Consider the following 26,553-nt stretch of genomic DNA (forward strand, 5'->3'; position numbering starts at 1 on the left):
AATTATTTTTTACAATGCTGAGCAATGGCTGTAGCTGCATCTGGGTAGCCTTTTGCTTGTGATCTATTAAAACTAGCACATGCGTCTGCTTTCTTGCCAGTGGACAGCTGAGACATACCCGCAAAGTACGCCGATTTCCCGGTATTGTTTCCAGGGTGTTGTTCGGATTTGGCAAAATAGAACAAACTTTCTGCAAACTTGCGGCCCGCATAATAGCAGATTCCCACGTTTTCTAGGTGGGAGAAATTTCCAGGATCTAGACTAGATAGTTCTTTATAAATGGCTGCTGCTTGCCCGTATTTTCCTTTTACAAAAAGCGCATTTCCTTTAGCCGTTAAGCCTTGTAAATCGCGGTTGCCTCCGCGCAACATATTTTTCGTCGGATTCAATATCGCCGTGTCTGCCGGGAACTTCTTCAGGGTCTTTTCTAATTGCGCCAGCAAGTTTTTGTCTGCCCCTTGCTTCACTTCGAACATGCCTAGCAAGTATTGATTCCACGTTAAGGCGTTGTCGTTGTTTACGTCCAAAGATACCTGTAACGCCCGCTTGATCTCATTCGTATCCTTCAGTTTCGCAGACGTGAAAATCATATTCTTGTAATAACTAGACGCACGTGGCCAAGCATCAAAGGCACGTTTGGCATAGAAATGTGCCGAATCCATTTTGTTCAAAGACGCATAAATGGAGGTGCGCAAGAAGTCGTTATAATGCAAGAAAGGGTTGTCGTTTTCGCTCTCCTTCAATACGCGCAAGGCGTCGTCAAAACGTTTGTCCCGAATATAATAGCGAGATAACATCGCTTTCATAGGCAAGGTAGACGAAGAAAGGTTCGGGATATCTGGTAGCTTTTCCACCTCGATGGTCGCCATTTTCGGATCTGCGTTTACTTCGCCCATCACGAATTTTTGGATCTTCAAAGACTCAAAGGTTTCGTTCGCGATGTAGATGGCTGGGATTATAAGAGCGGCACCCGCGATGAGGTAAATGAAGGGTAGTCTACGTAAGTTCCGTGAGGTTTTGTCCAAAGGAATCAACACCAAAGCCGCCGCCAATGACAGCATCGTCTGCATCGCCGTGCGCTCTGCCGGGAAGTTCAAAAGAGCGTCCACGCCGTAGCAGGTAACGGCTAAAAAGGCGATGATGACCATGAGTTCGTCGCCGCGTTTTTGGGCTAAAAAATGAACCGTGTAATAGAGCAAAAGCAGGAACAATCCAGCAAAACAAAGACCTCCTACTAAACCTAAATCCGCAAACATTTCAATGAAATCATTGTGCGCGTGGTAGGGCACAAACAACTCATTCGCCCTGTCGCGCTCGTACGGAATCGAGGCTAATTTCCAGTTGCCATAGCCGGCGCCTAAGACGGGATTATGTAGTGCATAATCTGCTGCGGTTCCCCATAAGTGAATACGGGAATTCTGTTCGCTAGCGATATTGATGTCTCCGATACGCTTCGTTACGGTTCCATAACCGCCCGCATTTTCTTGCCCAGCCACCGCGAGTTTCAAACGCATATTCGAAGCGAAGATCGCTAATACCGCCGGCAATAAAACGAAAAGAAGCGCTGGTTTTAGAGCTGACTTTTTCTTCCAAATCAGCCCGGTGAAAAACAACACCATAATCAACGCAAAGCCCACATAGGTGGAACGCGTGTTCAACAAAAACAGACCAAAAGTGCCAAGGAATAAGGCGAAGATGCCGGCGATTTTGCCCAGCCATTTGGCAGACATAATGATATACATCGCAAACGGAATCAATATCAAAAGCGTCGCCGCCGTCACGTTCTTATTTCCGTGGTATTTATTCAAGCCAAGGATGGCTGCGTCTAAATCCATCGTGCGCAAATTCGCGCTGAACCCCTTGATCACATAGATGGCATCAAAAAACAAATAGGCCGTAATCGCATACCCAATCCCCGTAAAAAGAAACGCGCGATCCTGATTATAATAGAGAATCGAGAGATTCAAAAAGACAAAATAGGTAGTAATCAATCGGGCCAAAGTCACCAGCGTCTCCGTGGGATTGATCGCATACACATACGACCCAATCGCCCAAAAAACCAACAGCGAAAACACCCACGTAAACTTGTAAAAAAGCACCTGTTTGATCGCCTCTTCGTAGACTTTATAGCGTAGACCGATGAAGGCCACAATCCCTAAACTCAAGCTGCTCGAATACAACCACTGCGCACCCATCACGTCCGATCCACCCATGTCTGGGATGAAGTAGACGGCCAAGTAGAGGACGCTGGCTATGATGGCGATGAAGGAGGAGAGGGTGGGTTTCATGGGGTAAATTTAATAAATTATTCCCTTGTAGCTAAAGCGATAGGTACGGTTATTTGATACTGGGAAATATACACGCCCCCTTTAACAAGACATCTTTTGCCTTTCCCTAAATCCACTTTCGATAGATCAAGGAACTTTAACCAAGGGTGGTTCAGTTTATCAGCCATATATAAGAATAGCCTTTTCACTTTTATCGAAGTGCATTTTTCCAAAAGTTTCTGCACCAACGAGGGCCTCAGATCATTCAGATTCTCCATTATTTCATAGCATTCCATCAAATCCATCTCCCCAGGTGCTACATACAAGCATTCCATAATCGCTCGGGCGGGACTAGAAACTTGGAGTGTAAAGCTAGGAAAACGAAACTCAACTAAGCCTACACTAACTGGTAAAAATGCCGTGGACTTGTAAAGAATTTCTGTGTCCCAAGTGTGCTGACGAAACCAGGTAGGAAGTTTTTCCTCAACTCCCCCAAATAACCAAGTCTGCGAAGCACTAAGTTCTAAGTAGTGAGCTCTTCCTAATAAACTTAAGGCCGTTCTTGCTCCTGGGTGTATGGAAAGATTTGATTGATTTTGCAAAGCATAAACCGCACCATCATACCCCGGGTTTTCATTCGAGCGCACCATAGCACCGTGGCCCAAAGACTGAAGCCAACCACTGGAACGGTAGTATTTTTGGAGATTTAAACTGTAGCCTTGACGTATTAACCATGACGATTGCAGCACAATACCTGATGGTATGGATTGCAGTAATTGGTTTATTTTAGTCAAATTATTCGTAGTCATACTACTAAATTTTAAACAAAAATAAACTATTTAGGTTGAATTTACAAAAGACGCTCGATAGAGATGAAGTTATTAACATAGGCTGGGCCAATAATCATACTAATCCTCCAGCTCATTGATGCACTATTGTCCATAATTAACCAATTATCAGTATCGCCTGCACCAAGAAAGTTTAATGTAGATTTTAAATATACTGGAGAAGTATTAACTGCTAAGTTACCTGCACTAAGTCCTGCTACTCCCCCAGACACGTAAACCCCACTTCCATAAATGCTGTAAGTACCAGATACTGTACTTACTTGAAGACTCATATTGCCAGATGCTGCAAATCTAACTTTTAAATTTCCCAGCGTTATATCAGTTCCTCTTCCAACAAATCCAGCAGCTTTTGTAACCACGTTTCCACTAGGGTCTGTAAGATTAATCTTACCTGTTACATTGATGTTTCCGGTTACGTCCAAAGCAGACGTAGGGGAATTCGTCCCAATACCCACTTTTCCAGTGGTATTATACGAATCTGACCCACTTAAAACCCAAGGGTTTACTATGGCAGATGATCCAATTTGCTTCACCATAAAATAAGAGGCATTAGGAGCAGATGTTATTCCAGATACAGATGTATTTCCAATAATACTTGGCCCATTAGGGCCATAATGGTCTAATAAACGAATACCAACTTGAATATCTGAGGCTGGAGTTATTATTCCTTTCATGGGAGAATTTGCACTTTGACCATAACTACCTCCTCCGTTTTGTGACATGAATAATCCATTCGCTAATGCTACACTATTTGTATAATCATAAATTTGAAAACGACCTGCCACAGTACTACTCGATATATAAATAGCTAAACTAGATTCCAGCTCATACGTTTTATTGGCTTTCAATGTAAACTTATTACTAGACCAAGTTAAATTACCTGAAGCAGTGGCATCAAATGGAACTAGGGCATTATCGGAGATCGCACTACCATCTGCACCGGTGTATCTTGCAATACCATACTCGACGCTTTGGCCTGTAACAGGTAAATTACCGGATACCTGTTTCATATAAACTCTCGTGTAATCATTAATGTTAATACTGCCACTTGATGCAGTCACTAACACATTATAGGATCTACTAGCTATAAGATTTACTTCTATTCTACCATTATACTCAGCATGCACATTATTACTATAACTAGTTTGATAATCTGATCCAATCACCGCATTGCTATTTGACCCATCTCTCACTTGAAAATTAAGCGTCACCATACAGTTATTACATGTCGCACTCGTCGAGATATCAAAAGAATATTTACCAGACGTTGTCACTGAAAAAGTGGCACCACTTGTATTTATTGTGGCTGCATTCCCCACTCCATCATAAATCTTTACCATATCAGATGCCGTCACTCCATTCCCCGCCGACGTAGCCGTCGCAATCGTTGCCCAGTTCGCTCCATTCCAAAAATAATAGCCCGCTTGCAATCCTACAGAACCTAGGTTATAGACCAAAAGTCCCTCCGCCGGAGAGGTAATTGTAGACGCATCGGTCGTACTTGTTAAGGTTACGCGCGGAGGCAAAAAACCTTTGTTTGTGGAGTACACATCTAGCTTCGCGGAGGCATTAGGCGTGGTGGTGCCTATGCCGGTTTGGGCAAATACACTTACAGAGATTAAGAAGAAAAATACTATCTTTTTCAATTTGTCTTTTTTAGAACCCGAGGTAAATAAACGTGTTTACAACTAATTTTCGTGGTGTAATATCGATAGTTTGTTGCGTTACACCTCCATTGATGCTGGTTGATGTGGCGGTATGATTATGTGCATCAATGATATGAGTATGGTCTCCTGCAGAACCAATTATACCCGTATTAATTAGGTTCGCAGTGCCACCACGATCAGTTATATCAGCATCGGCATCAGTTGTAGGAGCCATACCTGTTTTAAAAGCGGTGGGGTTGTAAGCTGCATACCCTCCGACTGAACTATTAACAACTGCAATTGGGTGTTGGTGACTTCCAGCACTTTGCATAGTAGCGGTAGTATTATTAACCGTAATAGCTGGGGTAATATTAGGTAATTGATTTTGAGCAAGCATCCTACTCATGCTTCCTGTTACACTTCCTAAACTACCACTAGATTGCACCAAAACCGCATCTGTTGCATCTGGAAGATTAGCGCCCACTCCAAGTGCCGTTGCTTGTGATTGTTGTGTAGCAGTTAATGAAGATTTTAACCGCCCATCTAATTTAACCCATCCATTGTGATCTGTGGTTTGAATCCCCGTTTTTATATCTCCAAAATTGATGACGGTCATTGGGGCATTTCCAGATATTTTTTTCCAAGTAACGAAAGATCGTCCATCTGTATTTGAATAAACATTATAGGCTCCATTGGATGCCCAGGCTTTTATTTTATAGGTGGCACTACCCGTTGTTGTTACCTGATACGCTGCTGTACCTGTTGTAGAAAGAACACCATAACCTGCTAAAATTTCAGAGTTTGAAATTAATGCCCCCGAAGCGTCATATAAAGCATATTGTCCAACTATCGTTGTTGATCCTTGAGTTCTAATAACTGGAATAATTTCCCAAGTACCAGCTGAAGGCAATGTAAATGACAATAATTCAACAGGTGTTGAGGAAGTAATTGAAATTGGATTTACCCCTAACATTTGTGAACCAAATTCCGCCGCTACACTACCGCTGCCCCCTGCAGTTGCAATGGTTGCCCAGGCACCTCCATTCCAAAAATAGTAGCCTGCAGAAAGTCCGGCGTCGCCCTTACAATAGACTAATAAACCTGTGGCTGGCGATGGAATGGTTGTTTGATCATAGGCGTTTGTTAAAGAAACGCGAGGCGGCAAAAATCCCTTGTTCGTCGCATTCACTTCCAATTTTGCGGAAGCATCTGGTGCAGAGGTTCCGATGCCCGTTTGGGAATAAACACTTTCTGAAATCAATAAGAAAAGGAGTAGTAGTCTTTTCATTTTATTTTAGATTCTAATAATTTCAATCTGCCCTCTAAGTCTAATTGTTTTTGCTTAAGTTCTTCAATTTCTGTTTGTTGCGTTTGAATCACTTTTAAGGAGAGTGCATGTAATGCTTGGTAATTAATTGACTTTGTTTGGCCTGAATCAGTTGCAGTTAAAACTATTTCCGGAAATAAGGTTTCTACTTCTTGAGCAATCAATCCATATTGCAAGCTAGTATCTCTTGGTTTATCCTGATTCCAATAATACGTTACTGGCCTAAGCTTTAAGTAATTTGTCTTCACGTCATTATTTATATCTGCAATAGTATTTTTAAGCCGCCTGTCAGAGCGCTGAACCAAAGAGTTATAATAAATGGCACTAGCAGAAATATCATAGGTGGCTAGGCCGCCTCCCCATCCAGATGGCCAATCATTTTGATATGAGCCACCGCTGTAGGGAATTATAACCCGTGATTGTCCGGCATTATTAATAATAAGGGCATTAGATGATGCTGTGGATGTGTTAAAATTCCAATCTGTATTTATAATAAACTGATCCGAGGAATTATTTATCCCCATGCTGTAACCAAACTGACCTACAATATCAAATCCTAAATAGGGTTTACCTCCAGTTAACCCCGCTGTGCGGATTAATGCAGACGCATGCGCGGAGCTTGAGGTGTTATTCGTATTTAAAATATACAAACTAGGGCTTGTTGTATTTGATGGATCCGTACCAAAGGTGTTTGCATTTTCAATGTGCAACGTTGTCGCAGGGCTAGCAGTCCCTAATCCTAATTTACCATTACTTAACAGTTGCATTTTAGAAGTTCCACCTGTATACCATTTGTGCGATTGAATACTAGACCCATTGGATTCAAAACCATAGGCCAGATTATTTGACTCTACAACAGCATCCGTAGTAGCGAACCAATGCATATTGCTTCCATCCTTACCCAGATATGTCCTTGCCCCTGCATTTATTAGCGATGTACTAAATTTTCCGGTGCCGGTAACGTCCAAAGTTTGGGTAGGAGCATTGTTTCCTATTCCTACTTTTCCCAAATTATCCACACTTATACCCTCATTCCCGCCATCATTTGACAGGTAATTTCCGCCTAGCTGAATGTTCTTAGTCGCAGTATGATTTCCTAAATTATCAGCCGTTGTTGATGTTGTAATGGAGGGATTAAGTTTTGTTATGATAAAAGTTGCACCATAATACAATTGCCTATAAATGTCTAAATTAAAGAACCTAAACGTTCTTGTGCTTGATGAACAATCGACGATATCTGCAGCGAATGTTCCACCACCCCAGTCGGTATTCCCTCCGTTTCCAAGCGTGGAATACCCCGCATCGTTTAATAGAGCATTCCATGTGCCCGACATATTTTCTTGAAGTTGGATGATGTTATATGTATTACTTGATTGATAGGGAAGAGCCCATTCAATTTTATATATCCCATTTGCTAAAGCAAAGGTGGTGTTTGAAGTAATTGTTAAATCCCCCGCGGCTATATTATTGAATCTCGAATTCCATGAACTTACAATTGAATTTACTGCAGTATTTGCAGTGGATCTAAATATGCCTTGATTTTGGACATTCCCTACTGTTGTGGAAAGACTCACCCATTTTAAGCCCACCCCGTCCCAATAATAGTAACCAGGTAAAACATTGAATGGGCTAGCTCCAGTAGTAGCCGTATTAAAGACCATCAATCCATTTGCCGGACTCGTGATGGGGCTCGCCGAATTCGTTGCTGTTAAGGCCACGCGAGGAGGAAGAAAACCTTTGTTAGAAGACGCAACTTCTAGCTTCGCGGATGCGTCAGGAGTAGTGGTGCCTATTCCCGTTTGGGCAAAAACATTAAGGGAGATCAATAAGAAAAACAATGTTTTTTTCATGCTACAAATTTAACGAACCCAGTACCAAATAATTCCAGGAAACTCATTTACATCCCCTCCTGTTCCAGCATTACTAATCCATGGCACTGGGGGATATCCATAAAAAGTAGAAATTAATGTGCCCCACCAATTACCTGTGCCATCACAAATCGTTAATAAACCATAACCAGACCCAGCAGTTGAACTATACCATGGCATTCTTTGTGACAACCCCATATTGTTTGCAACATATTCCCATTTATTAAACTTTTTATCAACTGTGACATTAGTTTGTGAATTATCCGTATTAACAAAACTATAATTCCCATTGGCCGTCCAAATTCCACCATAACTTTTTCTATTAGTAGCATCAATCATATATTGAAAACCACTTGCACTTTTTTTAATATAATTTGCCCACCCAACAATAGAATAATTTGATGTAGAAGTGCTTGTAATATCTGCATTGGTTGTAAATGGATTCGAAGAATTTAAGGAAATCGCATTCGCATAATTCCATCCTGCATAAGATGAATTTTTCAATATTAATGTCCATCCACCACCTTCCGTAGTCATGTCAGCATAAATTTTTATAGGACTTCCACCATTGATATTTGCATTTTTTATCCAATAAAATCCATCGGTTGAGTTAGGATAATCTTGTTTAATTTGATAAGCACTAGTAGATGCCGATGCAGGACCTAGCCCATCTTTAGCAGCACGAAATTTATACCTATAAGCTGTAAAATTAGTATTGATTTCCTGTTGCGTTAATTCACGATTATAAATTTTAAAATTGGCGACACCCATATTTATCTTATACCCATCTGAAAGCCTACACCCAGAAATTCTGCCTATCCCTGATCCAAAAACTGCATTTGTTGCGCTCCAACCTGTCCCTGCAATTTGTGTACTAAGTGTTTGTTGAACTCCATTAATATATATCTTATTGGAGGTATAATTACTCCCAGGATACATAACAAATGCATAATGTTGCCAATCTCCCCAATAAGTACTGAAGACAGAAGTATTGATCCCATATAAAACACCATTGCCACAATTAAATCCTAAATGTCCATCACTTGTCCAAACATCATATGTATTGAAACCAAACATCATACCATTCATATTTGAAGCCCCAACATTCGTAACATTCGCCCACATCTCTACAGTTACAGCGGTTGCATTACTTACATTAGCCGTAAAATCCCCATAACTAGTTGTGCCATCAAATGAAAAATAACCCTCGTAAGATGGATAGTATTTACTTGAGCTTAAACTAGCATCGCTTGCATTAAGAGTTAAATCTTTCCAAATAGTTGAAGATCCTGTATAACTGCTTGAATTTCCTGCATCTAAATTTAATGCCAATCCAGAGTTTGAAAAACAAGTTATAGCCACACTACCATCTCCAGTTGTATTGGGTGTCCCAAATATACTATAGGCAGAACTGGATTTTGTGGCACCACCAGCACCACCACCCGTAGCTCCGCCACCACCTGCACCTCCGCCGCCACCAAAAAATCCGCCGCCTGCGCCGCCGCCACCGTTCCAAGTTCCTACTCCAGTATCTGAGCCTCCAGATCCTCCCAAAATATCATTACCATTTGTCCCTTTAGTTCCAGGATCATAGGGCTCTCCGGCTAATCCAGGTGTAGTTATAGTGGCTGCATAGCCATTCTGGTATTTGCTATTCTTGATATAGGCCGGCTCAACGGGTTGGTTTCCATTGCTAGAAGTTCCACTAATCGTATTCCCCGCATTACCACCAGTATAATTAAACTCTGTAGAAATTCCTGCTCCACCTCCACCACCACCAGCAACTACTAAAGCATTTGCATTCGCTGGACTTGCGGAAGTAAACACCCCTGATAATCCTCCGCCTGCACCTCCATAGTTACCTCCACTTCCTCCATTACCTCCAAAGCCATACTTAGCCGTAGCTGACTGACCCGGAAATCCTCCCACTACGATATAAATAGTTTGGCCTGGAATTACATTTAAAGTTGTCGAAATATTTGCTCCTGCACCACCAATTTGCCCTCTGGCACCCGTGCCACCTTTGGCGCCAATTGCATTCACCTGAATACTCGTGACACGATTAGGCACGATGAACTTTTGAATGGCACCTGAATAGGAAAATACTTGAGTGGTATTTACAAAAGGTTTCCGAAGTGCTAAGTTTTGAAAATTAATTTGCGCATTCGACAAAGTCGAAAGGCTCAATAAAAATGATAAAAAAAGATATTTACGCATGGCTAATAGATGCTATCCCCAAAAACAAACCCATTTGTAGTAGTATTCATTACTAACCCTATAATACTATTTGTTGCTCTTGTTGTGAGTCCGTTTGCCGAGTTTAATGTTACACCTGTCCCTTGGACAAAAATGACTTGACCTACGCCGCCTTGTATTACTTGACATGAAAAACCAACTGGTAAATTATTAGGTACCGTTACATTAATGCTAGTGGTTGATGTAATCAGAAATATCTTATTGTTATCAGTGGCTGCTAAAGAAAACGAAGAAGGAGAAGTAGTCTTACTATTATCAATAATTAATCCATTCGCAATTGCTATCCAACTAGTTCCGTTATAATAATAATACCCCGGAACTACCTTATAAGGATCCGTTGTACTAGTTGCAGTATTGTAAACTAACAATCCTGTTGCCGGGGGAATAGAAGATCCTGAAGAATTTTTAATTGTTGTATTATCATTAGTTCCGGTTAGTGCTATGCGAGGTGGTAAAAATCCTTTGTCGGAAGCAAATACATCCAACTTCGCAGAGGCATTAGGCGTGGTGGTGCCAATGCCGGTTTGAGCCCATGCACCGAAAGAAATCAATAAAAAGAAGACTATTTTTTTCACCTTATTTCTTTTTAGCTGGCGCTGCTGCAGGAGCCGGAGCCGCTACTGTGCTATCTAAGCGAGCTGTGCGCGCCATGTCTTTTTGTAAACTATCGATCGAAGCGATGATGAATTTCACTTGCGAGTGGGGTAAGTTGCTTTGGTCCGCAATCGCCTTAATGGAATTCAAATTGTTCCAGTGGTAATTCACCGTCGGTTCCGCAATGCGCATAGAGATGAATTTATCAGCAGCGAAAGAGAATAAGGCCAAAGTTCCGGCGAGTAGTAAGATGTTTTTCATGTTATGTTGTTTGTTTTATGTTAGAACAATCCTCTAAATGCAATCCAGTTTGCTCCATCTGAAATAACTCTTATCCAGTTATTAGAAGGTTCTATTCCAATAGTTGCAGTTGAAGTAGTCGCTGTGGAATTATCTTGAATGATATATTGAGAACTTGTTGTAGCAATGGCAACTGAGTATGCGCTTACATTTTTAATAGTAAACTCTTTCCCAGCACATCCTACCGCAGTAGGTAAGGTGAAAGTTAGGCCGGTTGCGGCTGCGGTTCCCATAATGATATAATTATCATTCAAAGTCAGCGTATAATTCGCTGTTTTAGAGGCTAATGTTGTCACACCCGTCTGCCAACTAGCATTTCCACTTGCATCCGAAGTCAAGACTTTACCTGCAGCTGCTCCCATTGTAATAGCCACCGTACTTGTAAAGGTAGCCGCACCCGCAATGGTAGTTGCTCCGCCTAAACGAGTGGTTCCGTTTACTTCCAAGGTGGTAGATGGAGTTGCCGTTCCAATACCCACGTTACCAGCATTAGTGATACGCATTCTTTCATTAAAGAATGGTGTTGAATTTTTACCCGTACTGAAGATGATTGACTTTGTTTGGTTTGCATTTGCTATATGCATATCCTGTCCACTACCAATGTAAGTGACGTCATTCGCTGCCCCGATATTGTACAGAGCCGGGAAATTGAACGCACTATTATTAATCCCCATCCAAGCAAATCCAGTTGTAGTTGTTCCGTTGTCAGCTGTTGCAGCATAACCGCTTTGTGCTTTTGTCCCTGTATTATTAGTATTTTGAACGTTCACTTGGAAGAAATCATCAATGCTTCCTGTTAAGTTCATCCCCGTTACATTCGTCGTTGTTCCAGCGGACACATCAAATTTTGCAGTTGGCGAATTTGTTCCTACTCCAACGTTACCCGTGTTTGTAATTCTCATTGCTTCAGTGCCTCCATTATTCCCCACCTGAAAAATATGATCTGCCCCAGTAGCACCTACACCAGAAGTCGTTTTATAGGTCAACGATTGGGTTGTTCCAGATCCTCCAGTAATGGATGGCGAAACTAAACTTGCGACTGTGGTAGCTCCCGCGTTTAAAGTCGTAGAAAACGTTCCAGCGGACGCACTTAAGTTCCCGGTTAAGCTAAGCGATGTTCCTGTCGCTGCTCCGATGACAGGAGTGACCAAAGTAGGTGTATTGGCAAATACTAATGCCCCTGTTCCTGTTTTATCTGTCACCGCTCCTGCTAAGTTTGCGCTTGTCGGCGTTGCTAAAAATGTAGCCACACCCGTTCCTAATCCACTCACACCCGTAGAAATAGGTAGGCCTGTTCCGTTGGTTAAAGTGACAAAAGTAGGAGTTCCTAAATTAGGAGTTACTAATGTGGGACTAGTATTCAAAACTAAACTACCTGATCCTGTAGATGAAGTTACACCAGTTCCTCCGTGTGCTACATCAATGGTGGTTGCACTCCAAGTACCTGTAGTAATTGTTCCTACAGTAGCTAAATTCACTAACGAAGTTAAAGTCGTATTGGATGTTGCTGTAATGTTACCCGCAGTAGTGGCAGTCGTAGCATTTCCCGTTGTATTTTGGTTTAAGGTAGGGATGGCATTATACGTGATTTCTTTGGAAGTAGGATTATAAAACAAGAAGGAAGAAGTAGATGCATTGTTTACTGGATCTACATAAAATCCGGAACTAACTGGATTTAAATTAACTCCACTTGCATTTAATGCAATACTATTTGCCGCTTGCGTATTTCCTGCAAATGCCCCAATTGCGACACTGTTTGCGCCTTGACCATTTTGACCAGCAGCATACCCGATGGCTACTGCGGCTTCTGCTTGTGTATTGCTTTGAGCTGCATTACTTCCGATGGCAATCGAATGAGCTCCCTGTGTTCCTCCTCCTGCCGCATAACCTATTTTAATATTAGATCCGTTTGGATTAAAGTAGTCTGTTCCGGCCACGGCAGCACTTACTACTCCACTTCCGTTCGCTTTTAATAATCCATTTATGGATCCGGCTCCACCTTTATTGCTGCTAATGACCGTTCCACTCCAAACACCGCTCGTAATCGTTCCTACTGAAGTCAAGCTCGAGGTCACCACATTGCTCGCAAGTGTCGTGCCACTTAATGTATTCGCATCCGCCGCAATCGTAATATTGGCACTGCCATCAAAACTTACCCCATTAATGGAGCGATAAGTTGCTAATTTCGTCGCTGTGCTCGCATTTCCTGTCAAAGCCCCGGTGAAATCTGTGGAACTGACGGAAACTAAACCTGTTACAGAAGTAACCGTTCCTCCTAAGGTCATCGTTGTCGATCCTAATTGAATTGTACTATTCGCTAATTGACCATTCGTGATTCCAGCTGATGAAGTCAAATTCGCCGATGTTAATCCGGTAACGGAGATGGTTCCTGAGGAAAGAGAAATACCAGAACCAGCCGTTAATCCGTCTTGGATTCCTAAGCCGGCGATATCTGCTCTGGTGATATTTAATTTCGCGAAATCGATTGCTGCGCCTGAGGCTACATCCGCATTTGCGATGGTTGATTTTGTTGCCAAAGATCCTAATCCTAAATTCGTTCTAGCCCCAGCTGCGGTGGTGGCGCCGGTACCTCCTTTGGCAATCGCAACCTCCGTTCCACTCCAAACACCACTCGTAATCGTTCCTACACTCGTCAAGCTCGAAGTTCCCACATTACTCGCAAGCGTAGTACCTGATAAAGTTCCTGCATCCGCTATGATCGAAGCAGATCCGGCGGCGGTTAGACGGCCTTTGGCATCCACCGTAAAGGTAGGAATAGCCGTAGTAGAGCCGAAAGATCCAGCAGTAACCGTTGTATTCGTTAATGTAGCAGCCGCAGTTACATCACCAGAGCCATTAAACGCCGGACTAGTATAAGTTACATCACCTGTTAAAGCTATCGTTCTTCCCGTGGTTAATGTAGCCGCGCTTCCCGTTGTATTTTGATTCCAAGTAGGGATCGTTCCTGTTAATAGAGAATACGGAATTGCTCCTGATGTCAACGTTCCTACACCAGTCAAGCTCGAGGTCACCACATTGCTCGCAAGTGTCGTGCCACTTAATGTATTCGCATCCGCCGCAATCGTAATATTGGCACTGCCATCAAAACTTACCCCATTAATGGAGCGAGAAGTTGCTAATTTCGTCGCCGTGCTCGCATTTCCTGTCAAAGCCCCGGTGAAATCTGTGGAACTAACGGAAACTAATCCAGTCACCGAAGTAACCGTACCACCTAAAGTCATCGTAGTCGAACCTAAAGTCGTCGTACTTGTCGCTAATTGACCTACAGTTATTCCCGCCGTTGAACTTAAATTCGAAGTAGTTAAGCCTGTTGCAGAAATCGTTCCAGAGGCAATTGAAATTCCAGATCCCGCTGTTAGTGGCGCTTGCACGTCAGTACCTATCACTAATCCTAAATTCGTTCTAGCCCCGGCTGCGGTTGTGGCGCCGGTACCTCCTTTGGCAATATCAATTGTAGACGCACTCCAAGTTCCAGACGTGATCGTGCCTACCGTTGCTAAATTAGTTAAAGAGGTCAAAGTTGTATTCGAAGTTGCTGTAATGTTACCTGCGGTTGTGGCGTTAGTGGCATTACCTAAAAAATTAGGGGCTGTCACATCTTGCGTAAACCTGGCATTTCCTTGCACATCGAACTGAAAAGTGGTAGGTGCATAATTCGCGCCTAAAGCTAATCTGCCATTATCATCCATCATTAACCGACCACAACATCCACCCTGTAATAAGGAAATTCCTGTCGAACCTGCCCCTGCTCCAAACTCCCAATTCGCTGTTCCGTTATTTAATACAATCGATGGAACAGTCATTTGATTGCTAAAGGTCTTCGCTCCTGCTATCGTTTGTGCCGTCGTTAAATCCACAAAGTTTTTCGTCGTAGATCCCGTTCCACCATTCGCGATAGCTATCGCCGTTCCACTCCAAATACCACTCGTAATCGTTCCCACGCTCGTTAAGCTCGAATTTACCACATTGCCCGAAAGCGTTGTGCCTGTTAATGTTCCTGCATTTGCCGTTCCCGATAAAGTTCCCGTAAGCGTAGTCGCTGCTAAACTAGTTAGGCCCGTCACCGAAGTAACCGTTCCGCCTAAAGTCATGGTAGTCGAACCTAAAATCGTCGTACTGTTCGCTAATTGTCCATTTGTAATCCCTGCGTTCGCAGCGATATCCGCGCTAACAATGGTGGCATCTGCAATTTTTGCGGAAGTGATCGAACCATCACTTACTCCTGCTGAAGCCACGCGGGTGTCCACGTAGTCTTTGATTAGTTTAACAGATGGATATTTCTGTGTAGAGTTCGCGTCAAGATTTAGGTCCGTACTTTTATTAGCGATTGCCTCCGCACCTAAATTTAGTAAGGCACCTGCTGCCGTCGTAGTTCCCGTTCCTCCGTTTGCCACTGAAATGGCCGTGCCACTCCAGGTTCCAGACGTGATTGTACCCGCGCCGTTAATGGTTAAGACGGGGGCGCCGGCGCCGTTTTGGAGAACGACCACATTGTCTGTATCCGCTGCGCTACCGCGGCGAATGTCGAAGGCGCCGTTCGTGGAATTGGTGATGATTTGCGCACCGTTATTGTAGGATTGCTGTAGATCTGAAGTCACCGTACCGGAGGTGGCACCGATTGTTTCTCCAAACTTCGTCACATTGAAAAACTGGGCTTTCGCCGGATCAGATAAATTGGTTGCATCCTTGCGCACCGTCAAAATTCCAATCAAAATTCCGTAATCCTTGATGCCGGCATAAGTGCTAAACGATTCACTTTGAATCCCCGCGATGGCATTAGCGAAGGTGGTGTAATCCGTTTGGCCATATTGAACTCGAATCTTCCCATTTTGTAATAAGAAAATGCGTTGGTTCGTGGCATGGGCCCCCGTTCCTGCTACCGTCGTCAACGTTCCCGCGTTATCGTATTTCGTAGGATCAATCAACGTCACATCTGTGTTTGCTCCGCCGTTTTGTGTGCGGTATTGAAAAGTTACAGGCGTTTTAGCGGCAATGGCCAGGCTAGAAGGGGAATTAGGATTCGCCCCATATCCGATTCCTAGGCCAAACAAAGTCCCCGCCGTCGTATTGAAATTCAAATTTGCACCATTCGCAGTGGCCGTAAAACCATCGTTGACTAAACGAATAGGCTGCCAAACGTCGCGCAATTGGGATAGGGGACTTTGGAGTACATCCGGTTGAACATAATAGCTAATAATGTTCGTGTGATCTGGATGCCCTAATTTACCTAATAAGATATTTTGTCTTCTTTGAGCTGGCGTTAATTCCGTGCCACTCATTTGCAACGCCCCTGTAGGATCTAAATAAAGGTAGGTCATCGTATGGGAGGCCAAATAAGGGGTGCTTAAACCCGTAGCCCCCGCAAATTCCAGGTACTTCATCGAAGGGTGCTCAATGTCTGTTGTGTTGTCCACAATGTAGCCTTCCGCAGAGCCCACATTAAAGGTCGTGGCACCTGTCACCGTCATCCCCGTAAACGTGAAAACGCCCGTGGATAAATTCATTAATTGATTTCCGAGCAATTTATTGAATCCCACACTCACGTTATCCGTCGTAGAAATGACGCCATGGGCAGGCAAAAGATTCGCTAATTCTGTGCCTAAAACACGAGATTTAGTGAAATACTGGTTGTTTGTCAGCTCCGGAACCACATCAGTCGTTAAGGTTTGCCAGGTCTTATCTCCCCGCCAATATTGCGCGGTAGGCGTTTGCGTACTCGCCGCAATAGCCGTTTCGAAATCCACTCCAGCCACGGCCGCACTAAACGCTCCGGTTCCATACCCTTTCACTAAGCCGGTTAAACTAGTGGCCCCCGTTCCGCCGTGCGCCACATCAATCGCTGTAGCACTCCAGATTCCGGACGTGATCGTTCCCACCGTCGTTAAATTCGCTAGAGAGGTTAAAGAGGTATTCGCTGTAGCAGAAATGTTATTGGCCAAAGTCGCCGTGGATGCATTCCCCGTTGTACTTTGATTCAAGATAGGGAAGTTAGTTAAGTTCGCTGCGCTACCAGTAGGGGCTAAATAATCTGTGCCAGCTGTTAATGGCGCTTGCACATCTGTGCCTATCACTAAACCTAGATTTGTACGTGCTCCCGAAGCCGTAGATGCACCCGTTCCCCCTTTAGTGATGGGAACAATACCTGTCAAAGTCGTCGCATCCGCCGTCACCGTTATATCAGCAGAACCATCGAAGGCCACACCATTAATGTTTTTTGTAGCCGCTAGTTTTGTGGCTGCATCTGCCAAAGTCGCGGTCGTCGCATTACCCGTCAAAGCTCCCGTGAAGCCAGTAGCCGTAACAGAACTCAACCCGCTTAACGAAGTGGTCGTTCCACCCAAGGCAATGTTAGTCGTTCCCAAGGTCAGAGAACTATTCGCTAATTGCGCGTTTGTGATACCTGCATTCGATGCGATATCTGCACTGACGATGGTTGCATCTGCGATTTTAGCAGAGGTAATTGACCCGTCGCTCACCCCAGCTGCGGCCACGCGTGTATCCACGTAGTCTTTGATTAATTTTACGGAAGGGTATTTCTGTGTCGAATTTGCATCTGCGCTAAGATCTGTACTTTTATTCGCCACTGCTTCCGCGCCTAGATTCGTTAAGGCAACTGGAGCGGTCGTTGCACCTGTTCCGCCGTTTGAAACAGCAAGCATTCCCGTTATATTCGCGGCATTGCCTGTGATATTTCCCGTTACTTTGGATCCGGAAACGGAGGTAATTTTAGCGTCGGTCACTGCGCCAGCAGCAAGTTTACCCGTAGTCACTGCGCCATCTATGATTTTCGCGGTCGTTACTGAATTAACAGCAATCGCCGGCGCATCTGCCGTTCCAGTTAAATCACCTGCTAATTTGACTAAACCTTTTGTGGTTGCATCCGCATCTGGCGGGGTTACGCCCACTGGAATCGTGATGTTTGTGGTACCGTCAAAAGAAATTCCGTTGATGGTGCGCGGGGTTTCTAGGGCTGTGGCTTTGGCCGCTAAATTAGCATTATTTGCCTGTTGCGCCTGCTGCGCCATGGCAGAGTTTCTATTATCAATGTATTCCTTAATCGCCTTTACAGACGGATATTTTACGGAAGAAGCCGAGTCCGCGATGATGTTCGTTGATTTGTTTGCTACTGATTCTTTAGTGTCTAAGATGGCCAAAGTAGGTATGGAAACCGGCTTATCCACATCCGCCGTGTTGTCCACATTGCCTAAACCTAAATTTGTGCGGGCAGCGATGGCATTCGTTGCACCCGTACCACCTGAGGCGATGGGTAAAACCCCTGCTAATTTCACCGCTGTCTCCGCTAACAAGGTGTAAGGGGTATACGTTAATTTTTGATTGCTCACCTCCGTGTAGCGACCGCCTTGATCAAAACTCACATTCGTGATGATGTTTTTCGTCACGCCGTCCCAGCTCAACGAGGTAAATGTTCCTGCTTTACCTGTATTGACACCACCGCCAATAATCAGGTTTACTAGGCCGTATTCGTCAGTTTTGGTCTTGTGAAGTTCCTCATATTGCAAGGTCGTGCCGGCATAGATTCCAAAACGGATCCAGACTTCCTTACTCACGTAGGGTTGAGCCGTCACGTCGGAACCCGGAATTTGAATCGGGTTCGGATCGATGATCACAGCTTGATAGGAGATCCCTTTGGTCTGCGAAAAACCGACAAAAGAAATCAAAATGAATGTGATGAGTGTTATTATTTTCTTCATAAAACAAACGCTATTTCGACTGAATCTTTATGCCAAAAGAGACCGTCGAGGGTACAAAGTTCAGGGTTGAAGTGCCGAACTGAATGGTGTCTAAATGTTGATATTGCGTGTATACGTACAAGTTTGAATTGACTTTCTTTTCTAATTCGAGGGAAAAGCCCACGAAGTAGCGAAGTCCTTTGAACTGATCATCTTCCGATAAATCTTCATAGTGGTTTTGTAGGAACTGGTTGCCGTTAATCATTTTTTGGACCGCACCTCGCGCTTTCAGCATTAGGGTGAAATCATTTCTGAATTCTAACTTCGGGCCAATACCGCCTGAAAGACCCATGAAATCGGTTTGGTAGGAAAAAGGAATGTTCTGCACATCACCCACCGCGTTGTATTGCGAGTAGGCAAGGCCTAGATCGTATTGGAAACGACGGGACATCGATTTCTCATAACCGAGAGTCATGTTAAACCCAGAACTTGGTTTTAAAAAAGTGGGATTGGTTCCCTGCGAATCCGTATAAACAAAATTTGTTGTGTTCGCCCCTACAGACAAATTCCATGTTTGAGCTGATACTGAGCTCGCTACGAACAACAAAAGAAGCATAATTCTTTTCATAATTTTCCTTGTAAATGGCCATTAAATGTGGTTTTGGCCTAGTTCAACAAGTAAAATTCGAATTAATAATGCGATTGTTCTTTATAGGATAAAACGGTTTTAGTCCAAAATGTGTTTTTTTGGACTAGTCAGTGACTGATATTTTTTTGGACTTTTGAAAAATAGTGTAAGTTTAATCTGCTAAATTGCAAGCCATTCATTGATTAAATGATTTTATACGTCTCCCTGTTCTCTATCATCACCTCTGCGATTATCGCCATTTACAACTGGCGCATTAATCCGAATGCGTTATTATTAACAGGGATTTTCGGGATATTCTCCACATATGGCCTGACGCATTATTTCACGGTTTACCACCACGACGATTTTTGGACAGCTATCTTCTACGGTAACTTATCCCCTTTATGGTATTTACCGGGACCGATGCTGTATGTATACACGCGAAATACGATTACGGATAAAAGCCTCTTTTCTTCCAAAAAAGATTACCTACATCTGCTGCCTTTTCTCCTTCAGGCCATCAATATTTCCCCTTATCTATTCAGCACATTTGACTTTAAATTGCAAACGGCAAGGCTGATCAATGAAAATATCAACAATGTTCGCACCCTAGGAAGTGGCTTCTTTATTCCGCCTAGTATCTCCTTTGTGACGCGCCCCAGTTTAGTGATTATCTATGCTATCGCCAGCGTTTTCCTTCTGCAAAAATACCATCGGAGAGAGCGGAAAAACTTAGAGGCAAACAAGCAAAATAAACTCGTTTATAACTGGTTATTTACCCTCATTTTAGTCACCTTAATCGTGGCGGTGAATTTCCTTGTGATGACGCTAAATCTGTATGATGCGCCTGTTAGCAGCGTCATTATGGAATCTGCACCTACCTACAACATTTCTGGAATTGCTTTCGCATTGCTACCGCTCATTTTAATCGTATTCTTCCCGCAAATATTGTATGGGATGCCTATCGCAACCTCGACTAAAAAGGCGGCTAAACTAACTATCATGGCGGCTGATTCGGCTGATCCTTTGGCAGAAACCGCTCAACTCATCGTCGACTACATCAACAACGAGAAACCTTATTTATATCCTGAATTCGATATCGAAGATATCTCGGAAAAACTCGACATCCCGAAGCACCACATCATTTATTGCTTCACCATGATCCTGCAGAAAAAATTCACGGCTTACCGCTCTACAGTACGTATCGAGCACGCAAAAAAATTATTAAAAGCAGGAACGGCAGATACCCTGTCCATCGATGGAATAGGCGCCCAGTCTGGCTTCTCCTCGCGCTCTGGATTCTATGCGACGTTCAAAGCCGAAACAGGGATGACGCCTAGCCAATATTTGGAAAAATTAGCTTAATTTTAAGCTACATGAAAAAGCTATACTTCTTTTTATTGTTATTCATTTATTTCGCGGCAAAGCCGGAGCAAATCAGCTTAGCAAACAACGCTACGACTCTGTATGCTTACGCGAAACCGTACATTTATGTGATCGAAAAAAATCGTTATTCCCGGATTAAAATTCCAGAGATGACGCTATCTGAGCCAGTCTATTTTAAGTTTACAGATAGTACGTTTTCGAGGAAATTTATTCCTGTATCATATGGGTTATTTGAGATCGATAAACGCCTCTATCTTTCGCATCATTTAGGGGGTGAAGTCTATGAAATGAAGGATAATCTGCTTATCCGAATTGACCAATCCTATGAACATAAGATGCAGATTAATAGTGCTGATTTTGTGTATGACAATCGCATTTTTCGCTTTGGAGGTTATGGCTTTTGGTCCGCTAGAAATTTCTTCACCTATTTTGATTTAAAGTCCAAAGAATGGGAGATTTATTCCCCTGTTCAAGGTAAGAATTTTCCTCCTGGTTTATTTGATGTAAATCTATACCAAAACGGCGAAAACTTATACCTATTTAATGGTGTTACCACGAATGAATTAGACTATTTAAAACTAGAAAAATCACAAGATTTTTGGCAATTTAACCTCCGCACGAAAACGTGGAAAAAGAGGGGTAAAACGTCCTTGTTTTTTGGCAATAACACAAAGAATTTTCGTGACAAAAATAACTACTTTGCCTTCACAGAAGAACGGCGAATTTTGCGTATCAACTTCGACACCAATACGTACGATACGTTTCAAAACGAAGCATTTTCCACAAAAATATTCGAGCGGTTTCAACCCGTTGTAGAAAACGATATACTCTATTATTTTAATCACAATCACGCGACTGTTAGCATCGATTTACTGGCTGTTCCCTTAGCTGATTTTCTAGGAGAACCACAGTCCTCAGCCACCTTTTTAGAAACAGATTATTGGGAGGAATATGGGATGCTCTTTATCTCTGGTTTGGTCTTATTTCTGATCTCCTTATTAATCTATTTTTTACTTCTGCTGAATCCTAAAAAAGCTAACTATATCACGGACAAAGACGGCATCTTGTACCTGGGAAAAGCGGCGATTAATTTCGAAGAAACAGAGCTTATTGTTTTAAAATACCTATTGAAAAATAACGACGTTCCGAACTCGGAATTACTCGGTTTAGTAGAGCAAAAAGGCGTCCATTTCTCCCACAATATTCGGATGAAAAATGACCTCTTAAGTCAATTGAATTTGAAACTAAAAGCCATCCTTCAAGTCGATGTCAATTTCATTATTTTCAAAAAATCAGACACCGATTCTCGCCTAAAAGTATACCGTTTGAACAAGCAGTATTTTAGGGTGAGTGAGGCCTTTTTGAATTCGTAAACTATGATCCAAATCTTCGTAACCGGCGGCACTTTTGACAAGGAATACAACGAGCTAAATGGGTCGTTGTTCTTTAAAGACACGCATCTGCCAGAGATGCTTGAAAAGGGCCGCAGTCGATTAGATGTTTCGATCGATACTTTGCTCATGAAAGATAGTTTAGAGTTTAGTGACGTGGATAGACAATTAATATCGTTTGCCTGCGCGTCTGCCGGCGCTAATCGCATCTTAATTACGCATGGAACTGATACGATGGTCCAAACGGCGCAGTATTTGGCCGCGCAGAATTTGGCTAAAACCATCGTCCTCACCGGCGCCATGATTCCCTACAAATTTGGTAGCTCGGATGGGATGTTTAATCTGGGCAGTGCTTTGGCATTCCTCCAAATTCTAGAGCCCGGCGTTTACATTTCGATGAATGGTAAGATTTTTGCGACGAATAACGTCCGTAAGAACCTAGAAAAAGGTGAATTCGAAACAATAAATTAATACCTTGCATTTACATAAAACCCTGTTAATCATGAAAAACAAAATCATCGTTGGATTAATCGTTGTATTAATCGCCATCCAATTCGTTCCTACAGAAAAAAATCTCTCGAACGATAACACCTACGCTTTGGAAACAAAATACGAGGTTCCCGCAGACGTTAAGGTCCTGTTAGAAAATGCCTGCAACGATTGCCACTCGAATAAATCTACCTATCCTTGGTATAGTTCGGTTCAGCCGGTTGGTTTTTGGCTAGATCACCATGTGAATGATGGTAAAAAGCACTTGAATTTCGCGACGTTCACGAAGATGCCGATCGCGGTGCAAAACCACAAATTAGAGGAAGTGGTGGAACAAGTAGAAGAGGGCGAAATGCCGATGCCGTCATACACGTATTTTGGCCTACATAGTAATGCCAAATTATCAGAGGCAGACCGCTCTAAAATCATCAACTGGGCTAAGTCGCAAATGGCGATGTTGAAATCAAGCTATCCGGCGGATAGTTTGAAGATGAAGCCAAGACCGCGCGGCTAAGCGCTGCTGCGCAGCTTAGTCGCGGCGTTGCCGCTTAGTCATCGCTGCGCGATTTAGTCGGCTCGGCGCTGTGCGCCTCAGTCGCGGCGTTGCCGCTTAGTCAATGAGTCGCCTAAGGCTTAGTCCGGAGGGCGGAGGGCGAATGTTCGTCTGCAGGCTCTAATGGCACTATCTAGTGAAATAAACCTCGAGGTACTCAGAGGGCTTTTCAGGTATTGACAGATTTTGTCAATACCTGAATTTGTTTTATACACTATTAGAGTAAACCACTAAATCAAAAACCACTATGAAACTGACAGTAATCAAATCCGATATTGAATATCAAGAGTGCCTGAATTGGTTAGATCTAAAATTAGACAAGAACCATCCGGTCGACAGCATAGCCGGAGTAAACATACAGAGAGTATTATTGCTAGTCAAACAATATGAAGACACATACTACCCCATCCCAAAACCACAAATTGACTAAACTAAAAAAGTCGATTTTCGCATATTGACACAATCTGTCAATACCTGAAAATCGACTTTTATACTTTGCGAGTTATTTCAACTAAAAGTGCCAATAAGCGCAGTAAGGGACTTTTTGACTAAACCGAAGGTGACTAAATCGCGCAGCGATGACTAAGCCGTAGGCGACTCTTTGACTGCGCTGCGTAGCAGCGGCAGCGACTAAGGCGCATAGCGCCGACTAAACGGCATCGCCGTGACTAGTCGCGCAGCGACTTCATATCAATCACAAAGCGGTACTTCACATCCGACTTGATTACGCGCTCGTAAGCCTCGTTCACGTCTTTCATGTTGATCATTTCGACATCAGAAAGGATGTTGTGCTCCGCGCAGTAGTCGAGCATTTCTTGAGTTTCGGCGATGCCCCCGATCATGGATCCGATGATGGAACGTCTTTTGGAAATCAACGTAGCCGCGTAAACTTGAGCCGCCTCTGGAGGAATTCCCACTAAAAGCATCTTGCCTTCAACCTTTAATAAGCCCAAAAACTTGTTCAAATCATGTGACGCCGCCACCGTGTTCAGGATAAAGTCAAACGAGCCTTTCAAAGATTCCATGGTTGCAGGATCCGTCGATAAGGCGAAGTGATGCGCGCCTAAGGCTTTGGCATCCTGCTCTTTCGATGGTGACGTACTCAACATAGTCACTTCAGCGCCAAAAGAGGCCGCAAATTTCACCGCCATGTGGCCCAACCCCCCCAAACCTAACACCGCCACTTTGTGACCCTTACCCACTCCTGCATAACGCAAAGGTGAATAGGTCGTGATGCCGGCGCATAAGAGAGGAGCGACGCGCTCGAGCTCTTTGGTAAACGGAATATGCAACGTATACGCTTCGTCGATGACATAAGTCGAGGAATATCCGCCAAAAGTCTGCGTCACCCCATCGCGGTAATAGCCATTGTAGGTAGGCGTCATCTCCTCGTCGCAGTATTGCTCCTGACCCTTTTTACACGATGGACATTCGCGGCATGAGTCCACAAAAACACCCACACCCGCTAAATCGCCCACTTTAAATTTCGTTACTTCCGCTCCCACTTCCGTGATCGTGCCCACAATTTCGTGGCCAGGAACAATGGGATAAACAGACGGCCCCCACTCGGAGCGCACCATGTGAATATCGGAGTGACAAACCCCGCAATAGAGGATGTCAATTTTTACGTCTTTGGGACCTACATCGCGTCTTTCAAAATCAATCGGCGCAATGGGCGCCTGCGGATTTACTGCGCCATATCCGTGTACTTTTATCATAGTCTTGTTTATTATTATGAGGTAAATTTAGCTTATAAATATGTAGATTTATTATATAAATGTTTCTAAAATATTTCAAACCCCTACAAACAATGGCAACTAAGAAATTACCCCATAATGAAGTATTTGAAGCAAAGACCTTGTTGTTAAAAGGCGCGATTAAACTCCCCAAAAATTTCATTTATAAATCTTCTTTGGTAAAAGCAATTACTGATAAATATCGATTGAAGCGTTGAGAGCCACTAATGACCCTTTCGACTAAGTCCGAAGGACGACTTAGCGGCTCCGCCGAGAATAAGAAAATCAAGGCATAAAAGAATTTATGCAACGATTAATCCCTACATTCGTTGCACATTATGCAACGATTAAGCACCTACATCCACGAACTCGAGTCTTGGTCTAACTTCACTTGGAGATTAGATCAGCTGATCTTGCCCCTAAGCGAGGTGCATTTCTTGCAGGGGCGGATTTTGGGGAAGATGGAAGCCCTCGGTTTTTCTTTACAAAAGGAGGCTTTTTTAGAGACCCTGACCTTGGATGTGCTGAAGACTTCGGAGATCGAGGGCGAGCGCTTGAATGCGGAGCAGGTTCGCTCTTCGATTGCGCGGCAGTTAGGTTTGGAAATTGCCGGTTCGATTCCCTCTGATCGCCACGTGGATGGCGTGGTGGAAATGATGTTAGATGCAACCCAAAACTTCAACGACCCACTCACCTCCGATCGGCTTTTCAACTGGCACTCCGCCCTTTTCCCCACCGGGCGTTCCGGAATGTACCCCATTTCGGTAGGCCAATGGAGGACAGATAAAAAGGGTCCGATGCAGGTAGTTTCGGGAGCTTTTGGCAAGGAAAAAATCCATTTTCAAGCACCGGATTCTTCGAAAATCGAGGGCGAAATGGCCCTCTTTTTAGACTGGTTTAACACCAATAAAACCCTAGACTCCGTAATAAAGGCGGGCGTTGCTCACCTCTGGCTATTGACCATCCACCCTTTTGACGATGGGAATGGTCGAATTACACGCGCCGTGACGGATTTATTAATGGCACGCTCAGACACCAGCGCGCAACGATTTTACAGCCTTTCGGCACAAATACAGCTGGACAGAAATGCCTATTACACTATTTTAGAGAAAACCCAAAAAGGAAACCTCGACCTCACTCTCTGGCTCCACTGGTTTTTAGAAACTCTCATCAAAGCGCTAAAATCAACAGACACACTATTAAAACGCGTATGGTTAAAAGGGGAATTTTGGCAAAAAAACAACCTCATCACCCTAAACGACAGGCAAAAGCGAATGCTCAACAAAATCCTCGACGGCTTCGACGGCCATCTCACCTCCGATAAATGGGCAAAAATCTGTAAATGCTCAAAAGACACGGCCATCAGAGACCTAAACGACCTACTTTCTAAAAACATCCTGCAAAAAGAAGAGGCGGGAGGTCGCAGTACGCGCTACCGCCTGAGTTAAGACCACGCATCGCTATTATCGAAACTTGCAAAATTTACAAGTTTCGATAATAGTGGATTCCCAATATGATAATATTCGAAAACCTTCAAGCCCCCCTAGCCGCT

17 protein-coding genes are annotated in these 26,553 nt (G+C 43.5%); 6 read left to right on the top strand and 11 right to left on the bottom strand.

The window, feature by feature from the left end:
* Positions 1-2 precede the first annotated feature (2 nt).
* From SKC35_RS06745 to SKC35_RS06790, 10 genes are read right to left on the bottom strand one after another with little or no spacing between them, the layout of a single operon-like run.
* Complete coding sequence (locus SKC35_RS06745; protein WP_377978627.1) at positions 3-2,288, bottom strand: O-antigen ligase family protein; 2,286 nt, start codon at positions 2,286-2,288, stop codon at positions 3-5.
* 17 nt (positions 2,289-2,305) lie between these two features.
* A complete protein-coding gene (locus SKC35_RS06750) occupies positions 2,306-3,076 on the bottom strand; it encodes a type IV toxin-antitoxin system AbiEi family antitoxin (protein WP_377978628.1) in 771 nt (256 codons plus the stop codon).
* 41 nt (positions 3,077-3,117) lie between these two features.
* Positions 3,118-4,761, bottom strand: a complete 1,644-nt coding sequence (locus tag SKC35_RS06755; RefSeq protein ID WP_377978630.1) for an autotransporter outer membrane beta-barrel domain-containing protein — start codon at positions 4,759-4,761, stop codon at positions 3,118-3,120.
* 10 nt (positions 4,762-4,771) lie between these two features.
* Entirely contained in the window at positions 4,772-6,049 is a 1,278-nt protein-coding gene (locus tag SKC35_RS06760) for a hypothetical protein (protein ID WP_377978631.1), read from the bottom strand.
* Positions 6,046-7,938: a tail fiber domain-containing protein gene (locus SKC35_RS06765; RefSeq protein ID WP_377978632.1), complete on the bottom strand. Its 1,893-nt coding sequence runs from the start codon at positions 7,936-7,938 to the stop codon at positions 6,046-6,048. The genes SKC35_RS06760 and SKC35_RS06765 overlap by 4 nt, the downstream gene beginning before the upstream one ends.
* A 9-nt stretch (positions 7,939-7,947) precedes the next feature.
* Positions 7,948-10,173, bottom strand: coding sequence for a fibrinogen-like YCDxxxxGGGW domain-containing protein (locus SKC35_RS06770; RefSeq protein ID WP_377978633.1), 2,226 nt, complete (start codon positions 10,171-10,173; stop codon positions 7,948-7,950).
* Positions 10,174-10,175: 2 nt separating this feature from the next.
* A complete protein-coding gene (locus SKC35_RS06775) occupies positions 10,176-10,787 on the bottom strand; it encodes a hypothetical protein (protein WP_377978634.1) in 612 nt (203 codons plus the stop codon).
* A gap of 1 nt (position 10,788) precedes the next feature.
* The gene (locus SKC35_RS06780; RefSeq protein ID WP_377978635.1) at positions 10,789-11,067 is read right to left on the bottom strand and encodes a hypothetical protein; all 279 of its coding nucleotides are present in this window, start codon (positions 11,065-11,067) and stop codon (positions 10,789-10,791) included.
* A gap of 20 nt (positions 11,068-11,087) precedes the next feature.
* On the bottom strand, positions 11,088-18,839 hold the full coding sequence (locus tag SKC35_RS06785; protein ID WP_377978636.1) for a beta strand repeat-containing protein: 7,752 nt from the start codon (positions 18,837-18,839) through the stop codon (positions 11,088-11,090).
* A 10-nt stretch (positions 18,840-18,849) separates the two neighbouring features.
* Positions 18,850-19,446, bottom strand: a complete 597-nt coding sequence (locus SKC35_RS06790; RefSeq protein ID WP_377978637.1) for a hypothetical protein — start codon at positions 19,444-19,446, stop codon at positions 18,850-18,852.
* A 207-nt stretch (positions 19,447-19,653) separates the two neighbouring features.
* Here SKC35_RS06790 and SKC35_RS06795 point away from each other — a divergent pair, with 207 nt between their 5' ends.
* From SKC35_RS06795 to SKC35_RS06810, 4 genes are read left to right on the top strand one after another with little or no spacing between them, the layout of a single operon-like run.
* Entirely contained in the window at positions 19,654-20,811 is a 1,158-nt protein-coding gene (locus SKC35_RS06795; protein WP_377978638.1) for an AraC family transcriptional regulator, read from the top strand.
* 11 nt (positions 20,812-20,822) lie between these two features.
* Entirely contained in the window at positions 20,823-22,205 is a 1,383-nt protein-coding gene (locus tag SKC35_RS06800) for a Kelch repeat-containing protein (RefSeq protein ID WP_377978639.1), read from the top strand.
* Positions 22,206-22,208: 3 nt separating this feature from the next.
* Positions 22,209-22,694: an asparaginase domain-containing protein gene (locus SKC35_RS06805; protein WP_377978640.1), complete on the top strand. Its 486-nt coding sequence runs from the start codon at positions 22,209-22,211 to the stop codon at positions 22,692-22,694.
* A 31-nt stretch (positions 22,695-22,725) separates the two neighbouring features.
* On the top strand, positions 22,726-23,226 hold the full coding sequence (locus SKC35_RS06810; protein ID WP_377978641.1) for a heme-binding domain-containing protein: 501 nt from the start codon (positions 22,726-22,728) through the stop codon (positions 23,224-23,226).
* A 707-nt stretch (positions 23,227-23,933) separates the two neighbouring features.
* Here SKC35_RS06810 and SKC35_RS06815 read toward each other — a convergent pair.
* Complete coding sequence (locus tag SKC35_RS06815) at positions 23,934-24,983, bottom strand: NAD(P)-dependent alcohol dehydrogenase (RefSeq protein WP_377978642.1); 1,050 nt, start codon at positions 24,981-24,983, stop codon at positions 23,934-23,936.
* A 92-nt stretch (positions 24,984-25,075) separates the two neighbouring features.
* On the opposite strand from SKC35_RS06815, the gene SKC35_RS06820 reads away from it, so the two are divergent.
* Positions 25,076-25,219, top strand: a complete 144-nt coding sequence (locus SKC35_RS06820; RefSeq protein ID WP_252624775.1) for a hypothetical protein — start codon at positions 25,076-25,078, stop codon at positions 25,217-25,219.
* 120 nt (positions 25,220-25,339) lie between these two features.
* Positions 25,340-26,449: a Fic family protein gene (locus SKC35_RS06825; RefSeq protein ID WP_377978643.1), complete on the top strand. Its 1,110-nt coding sequence runs from the start codon at positions 25,340-25,342 to the stop codon at positions 26,447-26,449.
* Positions 26,450-26,553 lie beyond the last annotated feature (104 nt).

The sequence above is a fragment of the Aquirufa originis genome (genome assembly GCF_042714495.1).
Lineage (GTDB): Bacteria > Bacteroidota > Bacteroidia > Cytophagales > Spirosomataceae > Aquirufa > Aquirufa originis.

Bases quoted from the DNA above. Each gene is read 5' to 3' on its own strand.
- SKC35_RS06745 (WP_377978627.1), bottom strand. From the start codon at position 2,288: ATGAAACCCACCCTCTCCTCCTTCATCGCCATCATAGCCAGCGTCCTC.
- SKC35_RS06750 (WP_377978628.1), bottom strand. From the start codon at position 3,076: ATGACTACGAATAATTTGACTAAAATAAACCAATTACTGCAATCCATA.
- SKC35_RS06760 (WP_377978631.1), bottom strand. From the start codon at position 6,049: ATGAAAAGACTACTACTCCTTTTCTTATTGATTTCAGAAAGTGTTTAT.
- SKC35_RS06765 (WP_377978632.1), bottom strand. From the start codon at position 7,938: ATGAAAAAAACATTGTTTTTCTTATTGATCTCCCTTAATGTTTTTGCC.
- SKC35_RS06770 (WP_377978633.1), bottom strand. From the start codon at position 10,173: ATGCGTAAATATCTTTTTTTATCATTTTTATTGAGCCTTTCGACTTTG.
- SKC35_RS06780 (WP_377978635.1), bottom strand. From the start codon at position 11,067: ATGAAAAACATCTTACTACTCGCCGGAACTTTGGCCTTATTCTCTTTC.
- SKC35_RS06785 (WP_377978636.1), bottom strand. From the start codon at position 18,839: ATGAAGAAAATAATAACACTCATCACATTCATTTTGATTTCTTTTGTC.
- SKC35_RS06790 (WP_377978637.1), bottom strand. From the start codon at position 19,446: ATGAAAAGAATTATGCTTCTTTTGTTGTTCGTAGCGAGCTCAGTATCA.
- SKC35_RS06795 (WP_377978638.1), top strand. From the start codon at position 19,654: ATGATTTTATACGTCTCCCTGTTCTCTATCATCACCTCTGCGATTATC.
- SKC35_RS06800 (WP_377978639.1), top strand. From the start codon at position 20,823: ATGAAAAAGCTATACTTCTTTTTATTGTTATTCATTTATTTCGCGGCA.
- SKC35_RS06805 (WP_377978640.1), top strand. From the start codon at position 22,209: ATGATCCAAATCTTCGTAACCGGCGGCACTTTTGACAAGGAATACAAC.
- SKC35_RS06810 (WP_377978641.1), top strand. From the start codon at position 22,726: ATGAAAAACAAAATCATCGTTGGATTAATCGTTGTATTAATCGCCATC.
- SKC35_RS06815 (WP_377978642.1), bottom strand. From the start codon at position 24,983: ATGATAAAAGTACACGGATATGGCGCAGTAAATCCGCAGGCGCCCATT.
- SKC35_RS06820 (WP_252624775.1), top strand. From the start codon at position 25,076: ATGGCAACTAAGAAATTACCCCATAATGAAGTATTTGAAGCAAAGACC.
- SKC35_RS06825 (WP_377978643.1), top strand. From the start codon at position 25,340: ATGCAACGATTAAGCACCTACATCCACGAACTCGAGTCTTGGTCTAAC.